This window comes from Streptomyces sp. ADMS, from assembly GCF_033441795.1.
Taxonomy (GTDB): Bacteria; Actinomycetota; Actinomycetes; order Streptomycetales; family Streptomycetaceae; genus Streptomyces.
This window is the reverse complement of sequence record NZ_JAVFVX010000428.1, coordinates 1-470: the sequence shown is the minus strand read 5'-3', so window position 1 is coordinate 470 and position 470 is coordinate 1. Positions and strand designations below refer to the sequence as shown.

Annotated in this window: 1 pseudogene; it reads right to left on the bottom strand. The window is 68.9% G+C overall.

What is annotated here, in order from left to right:
* Positions 1-449 (bottom strand): annotated as a pseudogene (locus RB628_RS41395) (cytochrome P450); the annotation flags it as partial.
* Positions 450-470 lie beyond the last annotated feature (21 nt).

Genomic DNA, 470 nt, shown 5'->3' with positions numbered 1-470 from the left:
CCCAGCAGCTCGCAGATCACGATGACCGGCAGCGGCACCGCCAGACCAGCGACGAGGTCGACCCGCCCGCCGACGGGCCATTGGTCCAGCAGCCCGTCGGTTACCTCGGCGATGAACGGGCGCAGCTCGGTGACAGCGCCTGTCGTGAACGCCTTGGTCACCAGTTTGCGCAGGCGGGTGTGCTGGGGCGGATCGCTGGCCAGCATGTTGTGCGCAATCGCTGGGTGCAGGCGGCGTCGCGACTCCCTGCCGGCGAAGAAGGCGGCCGTGTTCTTCGACAGCCGTGGGTCGCCGAGTGCCTGCCGGGCCTCCGCGTAGCCGGTGACCAGGTAGCTGCTGTGTCCACCTGAGCCGGTGGGAACGGCTTGCACCGGGCACGCGGACCGCATGGCCGCGTAGGTGGGGTAGGGGTCGTGCAGGAATCGAGGGTCCTTGGTCGGGTCGTTCATGCTGTCAGGCTCCAACCGCTT